The sequence below is a fragment of the Nocardioides lacusdianchii genome (assembly GCF_020102855.1).
In the GTDB taxonomy this organism is placed as follows: Bacteria; Actinomycetota; Actinomycetes; order Propionibacteriales; family Nocardioidaceae; genus Nocardioides; species Nocardioides lacusdianchii.
Genome location: NZ_JADHZD010000021.1, coordinates 52501 through 57422, shown reverse-complemented (window position 1 = coordinate 57422; position 4922 = coordinate 52501). Strand labels below are relative to the sequence as shown.

5 protein-coding genes are annotated in these 4922 nt (G+C 66.5%); 2 read left to right on the top strand and 3 right to left on the bottom strand.

The annotated features are described in order from the left end of the window. Nucleotides 1-711: 711 nt before the first annotated feature. On the bottom strand, nt 712-975 hold the full coding sequence (locus IRX98_RS23225) for an ANTAR domain-containing protein (protein ID WP_211730877.1): 264 nt from the start codon (nt 973-975) through the stop codon (nt 712-714). Between the two features lie 558 nt (nt 976-1533). Here IRX98_RS23225 and IRX98_RS20260 point away from each other — a divergent pair. After that, the gene (locus tag IRX98_RS20260; protein ID WP_224279862.1) at nt 1534-2316 is read left to right on the top strand and encodes an alpha/beta fold hydrolase; all 783 of its coding nucleotides are present in this window, start codon (nt 1534-1536) and stop codon (nt 2314-2316) included. A 367-nt stretch (nt 2317-2683) separates the two neighbouring features. Then, nucleotides 2684-3298, top strand: a complete 615-nt coding sequence (locus IRX98_RS20255) for a recombinase family protein (protein WP_224279860.1) — start codon at nt 2684-2686, stop codon at nt 3296-3298. Nucleotides 3299-3474: 176 nt separating this feature from the next. Here IRX98_RS20255 and IRX98_RS20250 read toward each other — a convergent pair whose 3' ends face one another. Further along, complete coding sequence (locus IRX98_RS20250; protein ID WP_224279858.1) at nt 3475-4299, bottom strand: helix-turn-helix transcriptional regulator; 825 nt, start codon at nt 4297-4299, stop codon at nt 3475-3477. 286 nt (nt 4300-4585) lie between these two features. Further along, nucleotides 4586-4922, bottom strand: a 337-nt coding sequence (locus IRX98_RS20245) for a hypothetical protein (protein ID WP_224279855.1), incomplete at its 5' end; no start/stop codon positions are given.

Sequence of the window (4922 nt, the reverse complement as noted above, 5' to 3'; positions counted from 1 at the left end):
GCTCTCACCGGCATGGCGCGGTAGCCGCCAGCTCACGCGCCGGCCGGCGCAGCAAGCAACTGTCCAACGGCAGTGGCTGAGGCCGCTGTGTCCGTGGCCCTAGGGTCCATCCGGTCACGAACGGTCACGAACGGTCATCACGGACGCCCATGAGCGACGGCACGGGACATGACCGCTCGTCGGCACGTGCGGACGTCCCGCAGGCCGAACCTCAAGCGGCTCGCACAGCAACTCAAAGCTGCGCGAGGTCGTCTCTGTCTCGCTAACCGGATGGGGATCCCCGAGCGGGACTCGATGTGTCGCCGGCGTCGGAGCGCACTATCAGGCGGCAGATCCGGACGTTTGATGAGAACGCACGAGACTGACCGCTACGTGTCATCCCACGGCGTGATCGGGTCGACAGACCCGACACTTCGAGCGGTCTCTTTCAAGCCGGGCTAAACATGGCGGTGGGGTTCAGTGTGGACGGGTACCTTGCCCGAAGTCTCATCAAGCGGTCATGAACGCCTGGTTGGCTTAGGCCCGGGTTGGTCAAGCAATGGCCTCCCGTGCCGATCAGTGCTCTCCAGCAGCGGTGACGATCTGGTCACATTGAGGATGGGACCGCCCGGGCTGGGGTACGTCGCGGAACGCCACCAGTGGATTCGCGAGTGCTCGGGTGGCGAGGCCCGGTCCGTCGAGAAAAGGCGGCCGGGCCGCACCATGTTCTGCTCAGGACTGCGGAAGATTCCGCGTCTCGGCGATCTCGGTCGCAATGTCGATGACCTTGCGGTTCGTGTGTGACGACACGCGCTTCAGGTATCCCAGCGCCTGACAGGCGTCGATCCCGAGGCGCTCCATCAGGATGCCCTCGGCCTGGCCGATGATGGTGCGGCTCTCCACCGCATCGTGCAACTGCTTGATCTCTTGCTCCGCATCAGCAAGCGATTTAGCCATCCGCGCACGCTCCTCGCGTCCGTCGCTAATGGGCTCCACGCCGACCTTCCTACTGAGTCAATCCAAGGTTGCCCTGACGTTAGACAACGTTCGCTCGCGCGACTTCACCCTCAAGTGCCGAGAATAATCTGGGTTGCGGATGTGCACCAGCGTGCGGTTGACGCGGAGGGACGCCGGCGGTGCTTGTCCTGCGAAACGACCCCGCCTGGCTGTCAGTGGTAGACCGGCTAGCGCCGCGCGCTGCTCGTCGAGAAGGTAGACCCCGAAGCTTGGACTGAAGCCGTCGGGCATCGGATGACGTAGGGCGCGGCCACGGACGAGCCGACCTGATGGTAGGACTACGACCCCAAGGTCGGATGCGCTCCAACCGCTCACGACTACCACACTATTGATGGCGACGCAGCGCGCATGTGCCGGTATCCGAACCGAGTGCGGACGCGGTCAGTGCCATGAGGGCGCAGCACGTACCCGGTTTCGCTGGGGTCTGGGAAACGGGACGCGCTCACCGATAGCCCATCCCGCACCGGGTCGCTCCGCGAGCCCATCCGCGTGCGGGGACACAGCGCGCCCCTTTCCGTCCGGACTAGCGTTCCCGGCATGACGTTGAACCACGTAAGACGCGGCAGCGGTAGCCCCCTGCTGCTGGTGCACGGTCTCGGCGCGGGATCGTGTTCCTGGTCCCCGATCCTCGACGCCCTGGCCGAGCGCCGCGAGGTGATAGCGGTCGACCTGCCGGGGTTCGGCGAGACGCCACCGATGACGGGCGAGGTCTCGGTGGCCAGCCTGACCGACTCCGTGGCGAACTTCATCCGCGAGCAGGGCCTGGACGGCGTCTCGACAGTGGGTCAGTCGATGGGCGGCCGCATCGTGCTCGAGCTCGCGCGGCGCGGAGTCGGCGGCGACACCGTGGCGCTGGACCCGGGCGGCTTCTGGAGCGACCGCGAGCTCGCCGCCTTCGGGGCCACGCTGCGGCCATCGATCGCCCTGGTCCGGATGCTGCGCGGCCGGTTGCCGGCACTGCTCGGCAGCGCTGCGGGCCGGACCCTGCTTCTGGCTCAGCTGTCCGCGCGACCGTGGGCACTTTCGGCCGAGACCGTGCTGCCGGACGTGCGTGGGCTGGCCGACTCCCCGTCGACGGGCGCCGCGCTGGACGCCCTGACCAAGGGACCCAAGCAGCAGGGCGCCCCCGCCGGCACGGTGCCGGGCCGCGTCACGATCGGGTGGGGTCGTCGTGACCTCGTGACCCTGCCGCGACAGGCTGCCCGAGCGACGGAGCTGTTCCCCGACGCGGTGCTGCACTGGTTCGAGCGGTGCGGTCACTTCCCGCAGTGGGACGCACCGCAGGAAGCGACCCGGCTGATCCTCGACCGCACCGGATAAGGTCCCCGCGGCCCGGACGTACGCCATGTCGCGGAGGGAACCGCAATCGGCGACCGCGGGCCAGGCCTCTGCCACCGAGCTCGCCGCGGTCGCCGATTGGCGATGGGCTTGCCGAACGACCCGGTACAGGATCCCGCACCGGGTCGCTCCGCGAGCCCATCCCGTTCTGGTCACGCTCCGCGTGACGATCGGGCACCGGGATCGCTCCGCGAGCCCATCTGCTTGCGAGCTCCGCTCGACCATCCTCAATCGGCTGGGTGAGTTGCGGTTCGGGAGCGCGAGCCGCTTTGTGGAGGGTCGGGCCCTGCCCGATGCCTGAGTCGGTCACAACGCCGTGGCACGACCGGGCCCACCCTGGAGGTGCGCCATGAGCGCTCTACTTGTCGGGTACGCCCGATGCTCCACCGATCAGCAAGACCTCACCGCCCAACGCGACGGACTGCTCGCCCTCGGCGTCGAGGCCGAACGCATCTACGTCGACCATGGCCTGACCGGCACCAACCGCGAACGGCCCGGACTACGAGAGGCACTCGCTGCCTGTCGTGCCGGCGACACCCTCGTGGTCACCAAGCTCGATCGGCTCGCGCGGTCGCTACCGGATGCTCGGGCGATCGCCGACGAACTGACCGCAAGGGAGATCAGCCTCAGCCTCGGTGGCTCGGTCTACGACCCCACCGACGCCGTCGGGCGGCTGCTGTTCAATGTCCTCGCGATGGTGGCCGAGTTCGAGTCCGACCTGATCCGGTTGCGCACCGTGGAGGGGATGAAGGTCGCGAAAGCCAAGGGCCGACTGAAGGGCAAGCAGCCGAAGCTCAGCCGCAAGCAGGAAGCGCACCTGGTCTCGCTGGTGCACAGCGGCGAGTACAGCACCCTCGAGGTCGCCGAGCTCTTCGGCGTCGGCCGGTCCACCGTCTACCGGGCGATCGAGCGGCAGCGCACCGCTGCGAAGGCAGAACTCGCTGACGCCTCGTTACGACGCTGACTACGTCTGTCGTCGGCGTCCCGCAACCGACACCCTCGCGGGACGCCGACGAGCGAAGCTCCCTCGAAGCCGGCCGCGGGGCGCTGCATCCCGACAACGGTTCGGCTTGCGGGTGCGTCGCCTCTTCGATTGATCATCGAGGGACGACAGTCCCGGGGCGACCGCCGCAGGCAGTTTCAGGTGTTCCAGTTCCAAGCCACCCCGTATGTCTGGCCAACCTCGGGCGCTGAGACGGTGAAACTTGTGGTGCCATGGAGCAACTTGAGGAGGCGCTGGCCAGCAGGAGAGGTGGGGATCAGGTTGTCGTCCGGGAGGGGGCCGTAGCGCCACACTTGTGAGGGTTGAACGGTTCCGTTGAAAGCTAGATGGATGCTTGCTTGGCGGACTGAAATGGTCATTTCGAAGCAGACTTCGGTTTGGGGCTCCGGGTCCCGCTCGACCCAGGTGCGTATCGCGAATTCGTGACGCTGGCCCGCGCGCAGGCTCTTCCCGAAGTCAACCTTTGTCCATTGCACCGTGCCGTCGTTATCGCTTGTGTGCGCAGAGCGAGTGATGGCACCACCCCACAAAGCTTGCTGATCTATGCGGAATCCCGGCGCATTGGTATGAGCAAGGCGTAGCCCGTAGGCGTTTGCGCCAGCCGTTTTGGCGCGAACGCGACGGACCTCGATGATCTCGTGTGGGCTCTTCGACTCCTCGAAAAGGTAGGCGTAGGAGACCGACAGCAGGTCGAAAGGTCCTCCGAGGAAGGGGGCACGGTCCGCCACTTGAGCTCGCACAGAGGCACGCGCCGCTTCGTACACGGGCTTGAGCTGGTCGACCCAGCTTGGGAATGCCCGACTAAGAGCTGCCCAGAGGCGTTCGCTGGGCGCCCACCGCCCGGTCTCAACGTTGGCCAGAGTGGACCGTGCCAACCCGAGCCTGGCGGCCAAGTCGTGCTGTCTCATGTCCTCCCCGACACGGAGCGCCTTCAGCGTCTGCCCGAACTGCGTGTCGTCCACTCGTGGAAGGTAGCGGGTGTTTGGTGGCGACTCGCGAAAGTCGCCATGTTTGGTCATCCTTCGGTCACTTGGCGTCTCATTCGCGCTCCGTGGACGTGTGTTTGGGCCATGCTGTCCCTGCCCCAAGCCGGGGTTCGATGAGATAGGGAAACGTGAGCATGAGTCAGTCCTTTCGCCGAAGCTCCCGGACCTCGTTCGCTCAAGGCGGCCTGGCGCTCGTTCTCACGCTCGTCGCTGGCGGCGCTGCGTCAGGCGCGGTTGAGGGCAAACCCGACGCTGCCCCAGCTCACCAACTCGCTCGGATGAGTACCTCGGGATCACTCACGATCTCCCCGACATCGACTCCGGCGGCAGCCATGGTTGTCTTCAAAGGCTCACTGCCGCCGAAGATGATCCGCCCCGTGGTGCTGCAGCGTCGCAGCGGGTCGGCGTGGAAGAAGGTCGCGAAACTCAGGAGCGGCCGCGCAGGCACCTTCAAATTCCGTACCGCTGCCCCCTCGACATCCGGCAGATATTCGTATCGCGTGTTCGCCCCAACAGTTCGTCTCAAGGGCAAGACGTACAAGGCAGTCACCACCCCCACTCGGAAATTGACCGTCACCCCGACACCCACTCCGACGCCC

Excerpts from the sequence above, each read along its gene's own strand:
- IRX98_RS20260 (WP_224279862.1), top strand. The coding sequence starts at position 1,534 with ATGACGTTGAACCACGTAAGACGCGGCAGCGGTAGCCCCCTGCTGCTG.
- IRX98_RS20255 (WP_224279860.1), top strand. The coding sequence starts at position 2,684 with ATGAGCGCTCTACTTGTCGGGTACGCCCGATGCTCCACCGATCAGCAA.